Below are 19111 nucleotides of genomic sequence, written 5' to 3' on the forward strand. Positions count from 1 at the left end.
ACTTTAAACTCTGACGAGTAACTTGCTCTTTTTGTGCTCACAAATACGCCCTCTATTCATTTTACTTTCAACAATATATCGGAAATGAATTTCAAAAGATACTGTTTAAATTTCTTGGGGTATTATATTTTTCTATTTTGAATTTAAACCTAGAGGGAACAATCCCTAGAGGAATTGCTTCCTCTAGGGATGAAAAAGATGAAAAAGTACCGTTATGCTGGGATAACTAGCTGCTCTGTTTTTAACATTTCCACAATAACAGGGTTAAGTGCCAGTATATCCAACGTAATTGTTAGCGCCAGCAATAAAATGACTCTCAGCCAGAGTTATTTTGCAAATCAACCAACATTATTCTGCAAATGAAATTTGCGTGAACCAGCGTTATTCTGCAAATAGAAAAAGTAGAACCAGAATTATTTTGCAAATGGATTTCCAACTATTTAGTTATTTCTATAGAAACCCATTATTTTATTTTTATTGCAGAAATTAATGTCGCAAGTTTTGTCGTTAGATTGTCGCAAGTTTAGTTTTTTAACACGTAAATAAGTTTATTAGTAGCACCTTGTGACTCGATAAGTTTTTTCTCAGCCATCGCTTTCAGCTCTCTCTGTAAGGTTCTTTTATTTACGTCTGGGCAAAGTAAACTAAATTCCTGCATATTGATTTGACCATGTTCAATAATATGTTCTACAGCCTTTGTTTGCCTATCATTTAACTCGTGATTAAGCTTTAGGACATCAAGTTTTATGATATCCTCACCACGGTGACGAATTTCTTGCATCTGCGTTGACAAGCCATGTGTAAAATATTCTAACCATTGTGTCATATCCAAGGCATTTTCACGCACACTTTGCAAAGCCTGATAATACTCAATTCGATTTCTATCGTAGTATTCGCTGATTGAAAATAGTTTCTTAAAGTCATATCCATGGCGGTATAAACAAAGCGTAGAAAGCAATCGTCCGGTTCGTCCATTGCCATCCAGAAACGGATGGATATGCACAAATTGAAATTGAGCAATACCAGCAATCAGAATTGGGTTGATTTCGGACTCATTGTTTAGCCAGTATATTAGCTCAGACATCATTATGGGCACATCGTAGGCTGGCGGTGGTGTATAGATAGCTTCCCCAGTTTTTGAGTTAACAACGTAATTTTGTATTTTTCTGTATTCCCCTGGCGCTGCTGAATCTCCTCTAACATCTGAGACCAATCTTTTGTGAATTTCTCTTACAATGGCTTCACTAATATGACTATTGTCATCGATAGACTGGGATACCAACTCAAATGCTTTCCTATAATTGAGGAGCTCTTGGACATCATCTTTATTGGTATCGGGAACATTAAAGCCTGCAAGAATTTTTTCCGATTGATCAAGCGTTAATTGTGTTCCTTCAATGTGAGTAGTGTGATGCGCCTCCAATATTAAGGCTTTGTTCTGCATCTGTTGAATCCAATGATCTGACAGCTGGGAAGCCTCCAAAAAACCACGAGCACGTTCTATCGTAGTGAGGTATTGCGCTATTTTATTGTTAATACTAAAACGCGGTAAGAATGGCATAACAATATCCTTATACGACAATATTAGCCTGAATCAGCGCTTGTTCAATTTCATCAGATTGCTGTTCTGATAATTTTCCTGCAAACCATTGGTCAATGATTTTCTCCGAGGTGTGAAGCATTTTTGCAAGTGTTGAAACTTTATAACCCGCTCTTGAATATTGAAGCTCTTTTTGAAAGCCCTTTGGCTTTATCGCTTCGGTAACGACTGATACATCGATAGGTTTAACGCCTGCTTTAAAACCGATTTCCATCGCTTTATTAAAGAAAGAAATAATTTGCATAGGGGTTTGCAAAGATTCAGCAAGTAATTTTAAAGCATCGGGGGTAATTACCTCGCTGACTTTATTTTCTCCAACACATTGCTTTAATGCCCACTGGAAATATTTTTCTTTATGTACAAACAGCACATCCAAATCTATTACATATGCTCTAAAGCCAACCTCTTCCATTTTCGGTGATTGAATAACATTTTTTAATTTCGGTTGACCTGCTAAGATGATTGAAAACTTTTGGTTACTTTTTCTTGCCATTTCAGAGAGTTTTTTTAACGAAGATAGCGTGTTGCCATGCAAGTCCTGAGCTTCGTCAATAAAAAGTACCACAGGCTTATTATGCTCTTGCATAAGTTTAACAAAAGCACGATTTCTTAGTTCAGAAGACGCAGGAATAGAAGACGTCTCACTTGTGCGTAAGTCAAGCAATAATGCAGTTAATAATGTTTTCACTGTGACGCGCTCTCGATCAGAGCTATAAGAGTAACTTACAATACACTTTTTGCTATCTATGAGCTCTTGCATGAGTTGGTTCATCAGTATGGTTTTCCCAGATCTCACGCTACCATTAATCACAATGAGCTTGCCATAATTTAAGACATATTGTTTAATTTTGTTCTGTAAACGTTCAATGTCTTTTGTTTTATAAAAGCCAGCTTCGGCGATATCATGTGTTAGTCCGTAATAGTCAAGTGCATCAAAAATCATGATTAATCCTTATTTGAAACAAGTTTAAGTTGAAAATAATGGCTAATGGCATCCATAAGCTCCTGATGTATTAACGTTTTATCTGTAAGGTTATCAATAACCTGACGCTGTTTATCAGTTAGCTCTGCCAAAGCAATACCTAGATACTTAGAAATAGCTAGCTTTGCTGCTAATTTAGACTCATATACTTTTTGAGGAGCAATAAGCGTAGCTTTGATGTTCTGTGCGGTACTAAAAATTGAAGGGGTCGGTCTCACAATATTTAACCCTACATCTTTAGATAAATTAATGACATTATCTGCGGCATATTCTTTCTCTGACTTTTTATGGTGGTGATAAGTTCCAAATTCTGTTGGCGGCGATATAGGATAGAATGGTCCAAACTCTTGATCTTTGTATATCACGCAGACTTCATTTGTATTGACTCCAAGCAATATTGTGACTTTCTCGCCCGCAAATTGCGGTGATAACTGATAGTGGATACCATTTATTTGAACCGTTGCATCGCTTTTAACTTGTCGATCAAAAGGCTCTCTCATAAGCGATTGATATTGCTCATACGAACATATTGATAAATTATAATCTTTGGGCATATTTTGTTTCCATACCTCAATTTTACTCAGCATTAAGGTTGGATGCTTTTTATTATTCTGCTCAGCTATAAATTGAGCTAACATTTGATTGGCTTCGTCAAGGTTTTGAGGAACGTGAAGCTTATAAATAGGCTCAAGACCAGACTTTATAGTGCGATGTTGGCGTTCAACTTTACCTTTGGCTCTTGCAGTCGTTTTTCTTCCGCCGCATCCTCTTGGTAAATGAGAGAGTAATTTCATCCCTAATAAATTAACTACCCGCTTAAATAAACGACTGCTTGAAAAACTACCATTATCAATGTAAAGAAAATCTGGAATACCGTGTAATTCACTTGGATCAGAAGTTATTTTAGCAATGGCTTTATAGAGAAATTCTAATACATTAAGTGCATCTTCCCCTTCAGCTAAACGATACTCTGAGTAAGCTACGCGACTTAGATCATCCACCACGCTATAGCTCATCACTTTTCTTGGATCATCGGGATGCTGATCAGGAAACCGATACAATTCAGATGGCGTAATATCTAACTGCCAACATTGGTTACTATAACAAGCCTGAAAATGGTTTACTGTTGATTCAGCCGCGAGTTGATCGGGGGAAATATAATATTTCTCTAGATAATTATTAACAGTTGAACGCTTGAGGATCCCGTGAGACAAAGTCACGATCTTATTTTTAACTGTTACTTCTCCAGACTCCAAACGCCTTATGCACTCCTCTGTTGAGAGCATGTGTCTATTACCATTTGTTGAAGCAAATTTTAATGCTGCAATAATTTGACAATAATAATGCAGTTCTTTCTCTGGGAGAATTCTACTATTCCCCTTGTCACTACGCGTTTTACGTTCGCGCTGGTGTAGATTAAGTGCTCTTAACTGCCTATATACGCTATCTTCAGAAATATTAAATACCGCTGCTGTATCCGCTATTAACGCCCGCCTTGCTTTGCCATTATTTGGTAAGTGCATAAGCTGTTGGTCAAGCTTAAATAGAACCTCTAATGGAATCTTCTTCATGATGTGCCATTACCCCTTAGCAATAAAGTCATTTCTAGCTAACCAGTGCTTAAGATTCCCTAATGAAGTATCATATTTTTTAGCCACAAAGGTATAAGTTGAACCATTATTAAGTAGTGCAAATATTTCATCTTTGTAACCATCTAGTTTGCTCTTGCCTTTCCCTTTTGGGCGCCCAAGTGGCAAACCTTTCTCCTTTCTAGCTCTTAATGCCTCTGAAGTTCGCTTGGAAATAAGATCACGCTCAATCTCACTTACAATCGAAAACATCATAGCCATTACTTTGCTTTGTATCGAGTTATCTAACTTCCATGAGCCTTTAATTGCATATAGGTTTATTTTTTTTGACAAGCAACGTGAAATAACTTCTATGCACTCCAACATGCTTCGTCCAAGCCTTGAGAATTCACTTACAATTAAGTTGTCACCTTCACTTAATGATTCAATAACAGATGCCAAAGCACGTTTCTGCCAACTAATTGTTCCGGAAGCTTTATCTTCAACGAATTTAACCTGCCCTAAATTTTTTTCATTGGCAAAAAGTAAGATATCCATTTTATTTTTTTCAAGGTCTTGATCCTGCGTCGAAACTCTTAAGCAAGCTATTGTTTGTTTATTAGTCAATCCAGTCATCTTAACAGCTACTTCCATGAAAATGCATTTAAGTTGATTTATTTAACTACATAATTATAAAAATATCCAGTGAATTTCGTTGAGTAAAAGAAAACAAAATAAACGATCGTTTTTATTTCCATCAAATCAAATCCATTTGCAGAATAATTCTGGTTCTAAAATTCTATTTGCAAAATAATGTTGGTTGGTTTGCAAAATAATTCTGGCTGAGGGGCATTTTATTGCTGGCGCTAACAGATAGATGACTTAAGGGATAGAGACCTATTTTAAAATCACCATGACCGGTTTACTGACGTATTCCGACTAGACCCGCTATCGCATTGATGGCCAGTTTTTTCCAATATAAGACATTTCAACCTCGCGCGATCTCAACAGGTTCGATATAGCATATTCACTACCATCATCAAAAATGAGGTTTATGACTCCTTCACTCGAGCTGTAAGCTGATATCAAACTCTTATGTCTTGGATATATAGAAGAAGATAAAAGGTTTCCTGTATAACGTAGCCTTGGGTCATACTCTTTCTCATATCTATCACCGATTGAATAATATATATCACTTCCTATATCTCTTCTCATGAAGAAAAAAGTAGGTGCCAAATACGTATCATTATCTTCTATGAATCTAGCATATGGGTTTACCATCAATGAAATGCTTTTTGTTAGATTCTCTGGGTATGTAAATATTTTATTAAAAAATCCATTATTTAGCTCAAAAACAAAATTATTTGAAAACAGCAGTCTGGGCTTGCCCTTTGTCGATAAAAATGCGGTTTTTAAATTACTTGATGAAACACTTTTCATGTCTTCATCTGATATAAACTGTTTTATATGACCTACCAACTCTTGATATCCATTATTTTTTGTATACCATAACCCATTTTTTAAAATAACATTAAGACCGTTATCAGTCATAAAAGTTGCACTAATAGGATTATTTTTTGATATCCAATGATCAAAATCATGAGTAATACCAGATATATAATTATAAATTTCATTTGAATTCATATAATAACTATCTTTGAATTTTAGTCTAAAATTGTGAAGATCAGTCATATTAAGTAGTTTTGTATAGACTCCATTAGCTTTGTTATGCACTATTAAATCTTTTCCATCTAATTGAATAAATGCTTCTCTAAAGGAAAGATCATTTGTTTCAAGATCAAAATCTTTATGGCTTTCATCAATGGCTAAAATAAATGATGTTTGTATTTGGCTAGTAGGTAAACTTAGGCGATTCAAATTTTTATTTGCATAAAAGACAAACTCAGTATTTTGATTAAATAAATCAGACATTAAGTCTTTTGACAATATCTTAAGCTCTGAGGGATCATTTTTAAGATGTATGTTAACTAAATTAGAGTTTTTATCATAATCGTAACTTAGTATACTATTATTTTCAGACCAACCTGCAGTTTTTAATTCCAGCCTATCATCTTCATTAAAGCTTAACATGAAATTTAAAAATGCATTATCTTTATCACCTTCATAAGCCACTGTGTAGGTAAACTCCTTGGGGAAATCAATTTGATGATGATTATGATTTTTTAACAAGTATTCTCTAAAAGCTTCCATAGAGCTGCCTTTCATATCTTGAATCTTTAGATGGGCTTCATCTAAATTATTAGATTTATAAACGGCTGCATAAGGCTGAGCATTAATCTTACCTCTATTAATTATTAATTTTAATAATAAACTAAAGCTATTATCACTAAACTTATAAAAGGGATTTCCATTATTATCAACGGTGAGTATATTATCAACACCTACAGGTCCAATGTCATAAGCTACTGGCAAACCAGTTCCATAACCTTCAAAAAAGCCTATTCTATTATTTAGGGGGTAAGGTGGTAAATATAAAAAGTAATCTTTATGGACCACAGCAGTAGTTTTTCCAGACCTTAATTTGAGCTCAACCGGAATTGCTGTATTTAAGTTGAGTTTTTTAACCATTCTCATAAGACCGTCCTTCATAGATGGGAGAAACTCATTCGTACTCTCAAAAACTAATGTTAATTGTTTTGTTTTCTTTATGCAGTCTATACTGGCTATTAAAATCAACTTATCTGTCATCGCCTCGGCATTATTCGGCCAATCCGAGATGTTTATCTCAGAATAAAGCGTTATATCATTTGGAATACCATCTTTGAAAGAAATTACTTGATCACCTAAATACAATGAAGAGTTTTTCATTGTAATCTTTTCATTTAGGTCTGAATGAATATCTTTTATTGAGCTAATATCTAATGTCCATTTTTCACTTTCTAATCGACTCGGGGTTATTTCTACTTTAACGTTATTTTCTGGCAGTTTTAATAAATATTCACCTCCACTCCCAGAGAATTTGTATACCAACTCATTACGTAAGTTATCATCATCTAATGAAGGGAAAAATAAATTACGTGATTTGTTATCTAACTTAATTTGAATGTCTGTGTGATAATAGCTATGCTTCAAGTCATATATTATCCAGTCTCCAGGCAGCGCATACCATACCCAGACAAATTTCTGACCATAATACGAGCGTAAAGCATCTAATCCAATGGACTTTTTATATCTAGCTCCTGGTAGATCAGTATGGCTAAAACTGTAGTAAGTATTGGCTGCATATGGAAGATAAAAATTTAAGGCATAACTAAGATCTACTTCCTTATTTCTTTCACTTAACCCAAAGGCATTATAGACATCTAGGGTAGTATCCTTGTCAGGAAGTGGACCACTTAAATAATGATCTAACCCCCAAGTAAAGGTATGCCATGCTCCGCCACGTGTCCCCATTGTTGTTACATTTCCATAATGAACAGTATTATTTATAAAATCAACTTCACTGACAACAGCCCCATTTCCTAAAGACCATAAAACTTTACTATCTTTAGAAGGATTGATACTGAAATCACTTGCATCATATAGCATTGAAGGGATTGATACAGAATGATAAACTCGGTTAAATTCATCTATTAGCGCATTAGCAGACTGAGCTACATTTTCATAGCCTTCCACAAGAGCAGGTATCCCAATAGATAGGCCAACCAATGGAATTCCAACCACGCCTAAAATGCTACTAGCAGTCGTTGCACCGGCAAGTCCAGCAGCAATAGCCCCTACATTAACACCTGCAGTTATACCTGCCATGGTTAAATTTGTTGCTGCTAAAGCTGTTTCTTCTTGACTCGTTGAGTTTGCTAATTCTCCAATAATACCAGTAATGTTAGCAGCATCAAAAATAACACCTATGGCCCCAGGCAAAATACTACCTGCTGCATTTAATGTAGGAAAAGCAGTTTTTATAGCTGACAGTGCTTGCTCTAATGGTTTTATTTCAAACTTCATAGCATTTGCAATCATGCTACCCAAATGAATGCCATCTTCAATCACACCAACAGAAGGTTGAACTAAACCAACATAGGTTTGTAATTTTATAGGCCAGGTTAAATTCTTGGAAGGGGATGAGTGATGTTCTAATAATGTTTGGATGAGAAATGCTGCATTCAGAGTGTGAACAGCATCACCTTCCAACATATTAGGTTTCGCGTCAATAACGCCTGTATGAGGATCTAAAGTTAAGTGTTCAGTAAAATCTTGGTGTAATTGAGTGTAAGTCTCACTGAATTTAGAAAATATTTCATCATCTGTTTTAATTAAGACTGGTTTTTTATCTTCAGACTCATGAACAAAGACAACATGGGTTTCTCCATCAATTTCCTGTGTGCTAATCATGGCATGCCAACCGTCTCCTAATTGCATAGCATGTTCAGACTTTAAATTATTTACAGCATCACTCCACTCACCAGCTAATGCGATCAAGGATAGTGCTTCTGCAATTTTCTTCTCAGCTTCAGTTCGATGCTCAGATGGTCTTTCACCAATTTGCAGTAACTCACGAACTTTTTTTGTTACTAAATTATGCAGCTCTAATACCAGCTTTTGAGATTCATCGTTAAGCTCATTCATTTGTCCAGTAGAGGTGTCGATAGCCTTTGATATTTCAATCAGTGTATCTTTTGATAAAGGTTTTTTAGTAACTTTTCCAGAGTCTTTATCCCATATCAACTCCGATTTATTCAATTGAACATAAGTATTTGCAACTTCTTTATCAACCCATCGTCCTTTTAAAAATACTTCTTTTTTTCCATTTGTTCCAACTTTAACATCATGCTCTCTAGCGACAACAGACCAATGTTCTGAGTCTAAACCTAGCTCTCTAGATTTGCTATTTAACCATTCAGCAAGCTTACCTGGAATTGTATTATCAATTGAAACACTAGGGTCTAATAAAGCACACCCAATTAAATCTAACTTAATACTTTTAACTAAATCTGGATCTATTTTACTAAATAATGGTTCCAGTTTACGTATAATTTCTGGTGCTTCCATATAACCAAAAGTTTTAACACCTCCATCTGTATATCCATGACCAACTAGTGAAATACGAATATTACCTTCTTTATCCAACCTCAAAGGTGATGTATATACAAAATCTTGAGATCTTTCAGACCAAGTAAATACTTCACCTATACTTTCCTCTTTTAACTGCAACCATTCACTTTGCTTCGGGTGTTTAGCAAATAAAGCCTTCGAAGATTCAAAACTAGTTGTATCCCCTTGTAACTGAATAATCAGTTGTTTTTCATAGTTAAATGTTTCATTATGATCTAGATTTTCACCTGTAAAAAATTCCTTATTAGGCATATCCCATTCTGTACTCCACTCTATCCCCGATAAAGGCTTAATACCTTGATCAGTTAACTTTTTAATCGTAGCAGAGTGGCTATTAATAAATTCAATAATCTTACCTATCATAGATTTAGATAACTGATTTACTAATCCTACCTCTTTAATAATGTCAATGTAGAGAGTTTCTCCTTCATCTTCATATGCTGCCTGAAGAAAACCAACTATCTCTTCTACATTGTTAAACTTTAGCTCCCCATGATTTGAGTCATAAAAATTATAAGTTGAATCTAGATTTTTCTTTAATGTTACAGCATGCGAGAAATCAGAATCTTCTTTATTTAGCATCAAGACATAGTCTCTATTAACATGCTTAGCCAAAACTTTCAATGGATTCAAAATATACTGGTCTAAGACTTTAAAATCTATAAAGTCTTTTTTGTAAAGAACATCGTAAATCTTAAAACTTTTGAGATCTTCATTAAGCATTAAATTAAGTGAAGTTAAATCCGATATCAGCTGCATTGCTATAAACTTGTATTCATTATTATTATAATATTCACTGACAAATGATATTATTCTTTGATCAAGCTTATCTAATGTGTATTGTGACTTATGTGCTCCGTGTATTTCAGAAAGTGCAAAGCAGAATCCTTTTATGATATCATCTTGACTCAAAGGGAAAAGTGATGGGATAGCTGCTGCAAAGAGATCATTCTGAACGTAAGTTTTATTGACTAATCCATTGACAACTAGAGATAATACCACAAAAAAATTTCTGAATTCTTTACTAGAGCTAAATTTGACTGATTTGAGACCATCATATACTATCTTTCTAAATTCAATAATTGCTGCCGATTTAGTCATATTTTCATCTGTTGATGATTTTGTATTCTTTTTGAGAAATTCTTTTACCTCCTTATATGTTTCTGAGGATGAAACGTCTTGGTCATCTTTATGATGTTCAATAACTTTGTGCGCATAGTTTATAATATCATCATATTTTGCAGCTGTTGAAGGGTTACCACTCCTGATAATTCCTGACAAATCTATATTGCTTTCAAGATTAATCTTCAATAACTGTGAACTATTATCAAAGTCACTACTTTTGTTAATTGCAAAAGCATCAAAAGAAATTAAAACCGATGCCGAAGTTAAAAGCATAGCTATACTTTTTTTATTATACATTTATATACCCCATTATATTATTTTAAATTTTCCCACGACTTAACCAACCTATAAGTAAGTACTAAAAAGACTCAAACCTGAACAATTTCATCTAAAATAGATCTCTTAGCTCAAGTGCGACTGGCTCAGTCTATAGTATGTCACCCCAAAGTATTGATGTGTTATTTTACAAACACGTATTTATACAAACTTTATATTACGCGCGATAATCTCGATTATTCCCCCCCCTTTAGTTTTACTGTCATCAATTATAGCTAAAAGCGATAAATCAATCGTAGATGAACCGGTTTTGAATATTTCATTGTAAGCATTTATCTTCCAGTTATCTTTCATATAAATAGAATCTCTAAAGCCTTGTATCCCGCTATGATCACTAATACCTAAAGCCTCCTTCGCAAAATAGGATAGATACTCCTTTTGATCATAATTAAATAAAGTCCCTACTTCGTAAGGCGTAGGAAGCCTCAAATTATCATGGCACGCACTCCACTGTACACTCTTATCAGTTCGATATACCCAGCTAATTCCAGTAGCAATATCCTTTATGTATTTGCATGTTTCTGCATCATTTTTCTCTACAACAAATCGGCTGCTAAATACTGACCGAAGCAGCGAGAATTCTTCAATATTTTGTCTTGGAGACAAAACTGGTATTGTATTCTCTGTATTATCTTCCAATACAAAATAAGGGCGTGTCGCATTATTCGTATTGTTTTTATCTAAATACCTTATATACCAAGTAGCATATCCTGGCTCAAATGTTATTTTAAGATGATCTTCAACAGGACTAGATGTTGAACTTAATACTGGTTCCTTTGTAAATGGAATAGATGGGTGTGAACCCTCACCCATAGATATAATTGAATATAACTCATTTACATTAGGAAGCCGCCATGTAGAGTTAGCTTTTTGACTCTTGGTATTATTTAGCACGTTAAGTTGATGCTGCAATTCTGGATAATTGTAACTTCTTGAGTTATCTATATACCATATTAAACCTGTGATATTATCTTTAACAACAGCTTTTCCATCTTTAAGATCATTTATAAGAGCAAATTCTTCTGAATTTCTTTCACTAAAATTAATTGCTTGAATAGGATATAAGTTAAAATCATAGTCCCATTTTTCACATTGATTTTGAAGATTACATAGCGTGATTTCAAAGTTATATGTATTTTCATTTTTATACTCATTACTGATGGTCATTGTTCTTGCATCATAATTAAAATCAATCTTATTATTTGCTAGCTCTTTCGCATTGATAATAGTATTGCCGTCCTCAAAAGGTATATTATCTCCTCTGTGCTTTACAATAGGAGAATCACCTTCCTTCAAAGAAACAGTACTAATTATAAAAGAGTAATGTTTTATATCATTCTGTCCATCAAATAACTCACTAAAATCATAACCATCCCCTTGCATTAATGGCTTATTGCTCATATTTTCAAGAGTACTATCGGATAACTGTGGCTGCTGTATCGTATTATTAATTTCTATTTTAAGATTGCTTGTAGTTGAGGTGTTAATTTGATCAGCTGTATCTGTCACACCCAAGGTTATATCGTGTTTTTTATCAGGATTCTGCGCATCATAATAAGGAAGTTGTACTTGAATTTTACAGGTGGAATTATTAGAGCCAATAGAATTATCAATAACAATCCAATCTGTTGGGAAAGTCCATTCACATGTCTTAATACTTCTCCCGCCAAAAACTGTCATGTTTGCACTAAACGTCACTGTTTCCCCCCCTGTTAAAATAGGAGTGATAATCGAATCAATTTGAGGAGGTCGAGCGCTAACAGTTATATTTTTTGACTCAGGTTGTGTATTCACACCGCCATTATCAGTAATGATCACCGTAAATGCCCCTTTAGCATCGTTAGACCACTTAGGGGCTACAACAGTAATCTTTTTATCAGTCGTAGAACCAGAGTCTAAACGCCAACCCGTGGGAATCGTCCATTGATAAGAATCTGCCTCACGATCCGGAGAGTTTTCAGGTGCGTTATAGATTGCTTCTAATACTATCTTATCGTTTTCAGTCACTCTATTGTCGCCTGAAATTGAAGCATTACCTTTTGATTTTTCATCTACATTAACGTTAACTAAAGCTTTTACCGTTTGCGTAGCTCCTGAAGAAGAAGCCTTAAGAGATATTTGGTACTCATTATTTCCATTACGCTCAAAATAAGGTGACTTTCCGCTAAAGGTACTAGAACTATTTATACGTGATTCTGTGTCTGGTAAATCACTACTCCAAGAATAGCTAATGTTTTCCTCATTGCCATACACTTTGGCTGATATGCTAAACTTCTCACTTTCAGTGACACTAATTTTTTGCGGTATGCTGACAAAAAAACTATTATCTGAAACGTGTTCTGTGCTTTGAATGCTGAGTTTATTAACTAAGGTTTCTGTTTTTAATACATTTTCATTGTCAATATTATCGCTATTATCCAACCATCTACTGACATAATAATTTTCTACCTGATCGTTATTAAGTGCAGTGTTTTCAGGGCTATCTTCGCGTTGAGCATAACTAAAATAAACACCATCCTTAGCACCCACAAATGATCTAATATAAGTTGTTGCTCTTGACTCTAACGTTTGCCCATCATCAGAAGCTTTTAATCGTCCAAGCAAGTGAGTGTTACTCCCTCTTGAGGTGCCATATAAAGCACCATCTTGACTAGGTTCAAGCCTGCTAATATAAGCATTTCGTGTTGAAAAATTCTTGTCATTAAAAGGAATTTTTGTAGCCAGTGCATTTGCTTGGAATGGATATTCAGTTGTATATAAACCGTTAACCCCACTCATTAATGTTGCCAAATAATAATTACTACCGATTAATGCCGCATCAAATAGAACACTCTCATCAAGACTATCTAAGAAAGGTATAGAACCATTACTCAACTGCGGATTATCAATGTTAGTATGATAGACCAAAATATTGGTAGGGGTTCTTTGATCAAATGATAAGTTGCTACCCAACACATGAATGTCATTGCCAATCAATCTCATTCTATTGACCGAGCCACTAAATGTTTTAATCTTAGCCAGTTTTTTTGTATCTAAGTTAATTTTATAAAATGAATTTTCATTGCTAACAGGATTAAAAGATAAAACAAATAGCTCTCTATTTTTCATTAATATATCTTCTATATAATCATTACTTGGCAAATAAATAAAAGGTGCTGCAATATTTGTATCAGCTGATTCAAGTTTATGAATAAGACTTTTAATATTTGATGCAATGTAAAAATCGCCTTTATAATCACTGGCAATCGCCGTTACTTCCGAAATACCAGAGTTTTCTTGACTCAAATCTGAAGTTACTACAGATCTCAATAGCTCATCTTGACTTGCTGAACTATTAATGCGCTTGATGATATGTTTTCTGTCAATAAAATAAACATCTTCTGATGTTAGAAAGTGATAATTTCCTTGGGTTAGGATGTTATCGAGTTTGACTGTATCAGATGCTTCTGTTTCATTTTCGCCATCAGCTTTAGATATCACCTTATAACTGATCTTTGAATTTTTTAAGACATCTTCTTTTTCTAAAATAATCGTACATGATGCATTATTTAATAGCGTACTGTATTGTGGACCATCATTGGATAACTGCTGACATAGATTTACATTCTGGTTTTGCAGGCTTCTTATATTGCCATTGTCAACAACTACCGGTTTTATATTCTCAAAGTCTAAAACGAGCTTAGCACCTTCAGTCTGACTAAAAACATCTAATGAATAATATTTCTCATCTAGCCTCTTAGGTTTACTCACAAAGGCATCATGCATAGCTTTGGACGCTTTTATTTCAAAAGACTGATCCGCTACTAGATTGCTTTCTCCTTTTTTGATCGTAAACTGGGGAAACTTGCTAATATTGTCATCTGTTGAATCTAGTTGTAGATAAAGTTGGCAAGTTCCATTGGCATTTAATCCTGATAACGCTATTCCTTCATCATTATATGGAGTAGCACATAACTTACTCGAAGAATCATCAAGCTCTTTTCTTATTAACTTCAACCCACTTAATTCAAGGTAGCTTTTACCTCCAATCAAATCAAATTCAGAGTTATTTTCTATTGTGATTTTATAAATTTCATCTTCTGAGGTTATATTCGTACTGCTTCTTGACGCATTATCTAAAACCACATTCTCAGAACTGATATTAAGCTCGATAGGTGCTACTTCTATATGACTTATTAGGGTGATATTTTTGTTATTTTCAACGTTACTTTCATCCGTCAACGCTAAAGTGACTTCAAGTTTTTTACGACCATGCGCTGATGGAGTTACATCATTAATTTTAAACTCATATACTGAACCGACTTGCAAATAGCCTTCAATACCGTCTAGCGCCTCTGTATTCAAAGACATTTTACTTTTTTCTGTTAATACACTGCCATCACTCTCTTTCAATTGGGCGCTAACAAACTTTACATTCGGGCTATACAATTTTAAATTAATCGTATTGTTTTGACTGAGATCTTGTATATATAGATTATCAATATGAGCAACACTCAAACTATCATTTAAAACATAAAACTCTAACTCACCTCCTATGTTTGAAGAAGATATTTTCCCTTTGGCATAATCATGGGGTCTTAGAGAGGTTCTTACTGTATCTGGCATGTTGGCAATTATATCAATAGTCTCTCCTGCTTCAATCACCCTCAAGCTATGAGTGTTATTATTGCCAAGACTAAATTTAACATTGTTCAATGCATAAGCTAGTGGGTTGTAAATACTTATATTTTTTGTGTTAGACATATAAATATTGCTATCTAAAGGCTCTAATGAATTCAAGAGTGGTGCTTGAAGTAATTTAGGTGAGTACTGATCAACAACGGTTATTTTCTTAGTGTAATCAACTGATTGTCCATTCTCTAAGGTGAATTTGATATGAATGTCTTTTTCACCTAATTGCTGGGTGTCATTAAACAAAAGAGGAAGTGTACAAGATCCTTGAAACTCATTATATGAATTATCTGAAGATATACATAAATCAGATGTTAAGTGGTCTTTATCTAATTGAGCACCTTCTATACGAATATCTTGAATTTTAAGTACTTGCCCATCTTCTGTTGAGCCTACTTTAAGTTTATTATTTTGATTTAGAACTTTAATAGTAACATCACCAATGCCAGTTTTCCCCTGAGCAATATAGTCTGGAATTTTGGTGATCATTTTTTCTGATACACTTAAGTGAAGGGCAGCAGCACTTCCTGAGCTGCTGTCTCCATCACTTCCGCCTCCCCCGCAAGCAACCAACAAACCACTAACCATTAGCGTATAAAATAATTTCGCTTTAGGTATATACCTTTTCATAATATTCCTCGTTTTATTTTTACTTTTGAAAATTGAATATTGATACTTTTCTTTATACTAAAAATAACTGCATCGAACCGTGATATACCAAAATTATTCAATGCAACTGGCTTACAAAAATGATGAGCTATTATATTAATAGCTATAAATATATTTTTACTGGTTTTAATAAACCTCCGAATGAGGAAAGGCATATCAAACTTATTGGAGATACAGTTGCTATGCATAAACATATTGCCTATTAATGTCAGGTTAATTAACCATCTATAGCGTTGTATGAATGAAGACAGCAAAGAAAATAGGCATATACATAATAAAATTAATAATGAGATAAAACTGAATTGAGAAATAGCTTTCTGTAGATAAGATAGTATTTTATTGCTATGGATAGATTTGAGTTTATTAAAGAAATTTGAATTAGCGAAGTAATATAATGCAAAAGACGATATGATTAAATATAACAAATCACTATCAGGCACAACAACCGCAAAGTAATTAGCATCTTCATGCTCCAATAACTCATTATTTTGATGTTTAGCCAGTTGACTTACAAACAAATAATGAGCATGTTTGAAATGATTTGAATATCCAAAATTAAAACCACCATCGCCAAAGCTTTCGTCGTTCAACACCTCTATAAGCATTTCTTCATTACTTTGAGAGCGCTGACCTCTATGATATAAAAAATCAGTAGATAAAGCCTCTATACTTGATAGAACAGTATTTTTCCCCGATCTTAAATCATATGCAACATCTCTTATATATGATGATTGCTCATGTGTTGAAATATTATTAAATATTGAATTTTGAAAGCTTTCATTAATCAACTGTTCCAGTTGCAACTGCACCCTAAACAGATCGGATTTTTCTTTACTATAAGCAGTAGTAAAAGTACTTAATATAAAAGCAAGCAATGAACTGAGGTATAAAAAAAGATTTTTTAATGTAATCATCAAAACTTTATACCTCCTTCTTTGTTATAACACACTTATTTTTTATACCAATATTTAATTAAATATTTATCAGTAAATTTAGATTAGTAGTGTGAATTTAATAAACCGATTATATAGTTAAAATTCTCTCTAACAAGCATTTTACAGCATATTAATTTACCATTTATCACTAACTTTGTTTAAGAACTTATTTAAAGTTTCTGAGTTTGAGTGCTCAAATTCAGCGCCCTGTCTCATATAAAGCTCTGATCCCCCCGCTATACGAGCTCTTCCTAATTCATTCTTATAAAGAACAATAGGTACATGCTTAACAAGGCCATCCAATGCTGCATGATTCTGCTTTAAAAGTTCAATATCTTTTTCAGTTGGCACATACTGTCTATATAACAAACTTCTAGCTTTGTTGTTTTTACTTTGTTTTAAAGCTTCAATCTGCTCTTCTGCTGTCAAAATTTCTAATGACTTAATAATGCTAGTCTCATGTAATATTCCTAATGGAACCCATCTAATCGACAATTTTTTTGCATTAACATATGGTTCAAGAGAGTCAAACAATATACTACAGAATCCACAATTAGGATCAAATATAATATAAATCTTATGTGGAGACTCTAATAGTCCTTGCTGAATATAGTTTGTTTGATCAAAAGCTTTTCTTAATGCTTCAGCCTCTAAATCATTATCTAATAACCCTCTGTTTTGCAGTTCTAATTGTCGACTAATAATTGACTTATATTCACTACTTGTGTCATAAAAAGCATAGCCAATAACAATGCAGACAAAAATGACCAAGAATATTAATCTATATTTAAAGTTTTTATCCATAATATTATGACCTCAACGAACCACTTTACCATCAATAATCATCCCCATGTCGCTAATGAACGTCATTTAATCGCTATTAGACTTTTTATTAGCGTTTAAATTTACAGCATCTGTTAATAAAACTTTATCTGATATTTCATCTAAAACAGAATGAAGCCAACTTATTGCATCACAGTTGCTAGGCATAGTCTCAAACACACCAATAATTGGAATGTTATACCTTTTAGCCAACAAGAGAATATTCTTGCTCACATTATTAGTTACTTGATGGTTATAAAAAATCACCTTAATCTGATTATGCTTAAACAAATCATGGTATTCTGCAAGCATTTTTGGAGATATTTCTGCATGGTTCATCATACAGCACTGAAGTTTTTGCCCATGCATTTTAAGTCCAAGAGCATCTGACATGTAGCCTACAACAGGCTCTGTGGCTGAAACATTCATTCCATTTAACAAACCTCTTAATTTATTTATTTTTCTATATAAGTCTTTATAACGTTCTTTAAAATGGATTAGGTTTTCTTCAAAGAATTTTTTATGCTGAGGATCAATTTGACTAAAAACGGTGGCGAGCTCTTTTGCTAAAAGCAAAAATGTCTCAGGATTATACCAAATATGCGGATTATCTCCCTTTTTAACGCCTAATAATTTACTCACATCAATAATTATAACATCCTGTTTAGAGTCTAATGTATTTAATAAAGGCTTTATCCATAAGTCATAGTCAGCGCCGTTGTATATGATGACTTGAGCCTGTTTAATCATCACTGCTTCTTTTGCAGATATTGTGAAAAGATGTGGATCAATGTTTGGGTTATTTAAAATACTTTTTGATTTAATATGCTCCTTGCCAATTAATTCCGCAATATTACCATAAAAATTTTCTGCTGCAACAACCTTTATAGAAGAGTTTCCTTGTCCCAAAAGCAACAATAAAAATAACGGTATCATAAAGATTTGATTTAAATATTTATTTAACATAACTTAACTCCTAAAACTAAAGTATTGTATCAAGTGAGTACTAATATTAATTTTTGCTTATCAGATTATTACTGAATGGAAATTATTAACCTTTCTAGCTAGATATTGCTAACCTGAGTTCGGAATTAAAATCCTTGATTTAAAAGGGTTTTATGGTGTTAAAATAAGTAATTCTTATGGTAATTTCTCAAGATCAACATGATAGAACTACTTATTTCAACATTTTGCCGCATAGACGACTTTTGCATTATCTATGAAAAGCAACTTAAACTCAAACAAATTGGCATGGATAGAAACAGAAAATATGGCAAAGCGCAACAGTTAGCAGTGAGTGAAATTATGACAATTCTTATTATGTTTCAGA

The 19111-nt window shown here is 33.7% G+C and carries 9 protein-coding genes; all 9 read right to left on the reverse strand.

Annotated features, from left to right (window positions below; genetic code table 11):
* Positions 1–523 precede the first annotated feature (523 nt).
* Entirely contained in the window at positions 524–1561 is a 1038-nt protein-coding gene (locus DNJ75_RS12530; RefSeq protein ID WP_117003801.1) for a Fic family protein, read from the reverse strand.
* Between the two features lie 10 nt (positions 1562–1571).
* The gene (locus tag DNJ75_RS12535; protein WP_117003802.1) at positions 1572–2543 is read right to left on the reverse strand and encodes an AAA family ATPase; all 972 of its coding nucleotides are present in this window, start codon (positions 2541–2543) and stop codon (positions 1572–1574) included.
* 2 nt (positions 2544–2545) lie between these two features.
* Positions 2546–4153 (reverse strand): DDE-type integrase/transposase/recombinase, encoded by a 1608-nt coding sequence (locus tag DNJ75_RS12540; protein ID WP_117003803.1) that lies wholly within the window; start codon positions 4151–4153, stop codon positions 2546–2548.
* A gap of 9 nt (positions 4154–4162) precedes the next feature.
* The gene (locus DNJ75_RS12545) at positions 4163–4804 is read right to left on the reverse strand and encodes a recombinase family protein (RefSeq protein ID WP_206609110.1); all 642 of its coding nucleotides are present in this window, start codon (positions 4802–4804) and stop codon (positions 4163–4165) included.
* 294 nt (positions 4805–5098) lie between these two features.
* A complete protein-coding gene (locus tag DNJ75_RS12550; RefSeq protein ID WP_117003804.1) occupies positions 5099–10645 on the reverse strand; it encodes a TcdA/TcdB pore-forming domain-containing protein in 5547 nt (1848 codons plus the stop codon).
* A 180-nt stretch (positions 10646–10825) separates the two neighbouring features.
* On the reverse strand, positions 10826–15985 hold the full coding sequence (locus DNJ75_RS12555; protein ID WP_117003805.1) for an Lcl domain-containing protein: 5160 nt from the start codon (positions 15983–15985) through the stop codon (positions 10826–10828).
* Positions 15982–16938 carry a hypothetical protein gene (locus DNJ75_RS12560; RefSeq protein WP_117003806.1) on the reverse strand — a complete coding sequence of 319 codons (957 nt, stop codon included), beginning with the start codon at positions 16936–16938 and terminating at the stop codon, positions 15982–15984. Before DNJ75_RS12560 ends, DNJ75_RS12555 begins: the two co-directional genes overlap by 4 nt.
* A gap of 156 nt (positions 16939–17094) precedes the next feature.
* The gene (locus DNJ75_RS12565; RefSeq protein WP_117003807.1) at positions 17095–17763 is read right to left on the reverse strand and encodes a hypothetical protein; all 669 of its coding nucleotides are present in this window, start codon (positions 17761–17763) and stop codon (positions 17095–17097) included.
* A 66-nt stretch (positions 17764–17829) separates the two neighbouring features.
* The gene (locus DNJ75_RS12570) at positions 17830–18747 is read right to left on the reverse strand and encodes a metal ABC transporter solute-binding protein, Zn/Mn family (protein WP_117003808.1); all 918 of its coding nucleotides are present in this window, start codon (positions 18745–18747) and stop codon (positions 17830–17832) included.
* Positions 18748–19111: the final 364 nt, after the last annotated feature.

The sequence above is a fragment of the Cysteiniphilum litorale genome (assembly GCF_003428165.1).
GTDB classification, from domain to species: Bacteria; Pseudomonadota; Gammaproteobacteria; order Francisellales; family Francisellaceae; genus Caedibacter; species Caedibacter litoralis.